The following is a 427-nucleotide window of genomic DNA, read 5'->3' on the forward strand; positions in this document are numbered from 1 at the left end:
ACCCATCCCGGCGTCCGAGTGAACCTTGGTGGCCGCTGGGATACGCATCATGATCGGAGACGCGAACAGGTGCAAACTTCCCCTGTCGGTGATGAGACCCAAGGATCAGTCGCTTGACCTGTCCTGGTTGTGGCGCGCTCTTCTCGTCAACAGGCGGATGCCATCTTCATCCATGATGAGCTGAGTGCGATACCCGTCGAATTTGATCTCGTGAATCCAGTCGCCCCGCTCGGGCGGGTGTCGACAAGCTCCGGCTCAATAGGTGGGATGAACTTCAAACGCATGAACTGCCTCGCAAGACTGCGATTCAATATAGCGTGCGCTAAAAAATGGTTCCGGACCATTTTAGACGAATTGAATGTTTGATAGCCATGGCGAATCCGACCTTGGACCACCAATCCCCGGCAAGCTGCACGGTGGCCAGCCA

At 55.7% G+C, this 427-nt stretch carries 1 pseudogene; it reads right to left on the reverse strand.

Annotated elements, in window-relative coordinates:
* Positions 1 to 141: 141 nt before the first annotated feature.
* Positions 142 to 284, reverse strand: a pseudogene (locus tag EOA49_RS33910) (ATP-dependent DNA ligase); the annotation flags it as partial.
* Positions 285 to 427 lie beyond the last annotated feature (143 nt).

Source organism: Mesorhizobium sp. M1A.F.Ca.IN.020.04.1.1, assembly GCF_003997315.1.
Lineage (GTDB): Bacteria > Pseudomonadota > Alphaproteobacteria > Rhizobiales > Rhizobiaceae > Mesorhizobium.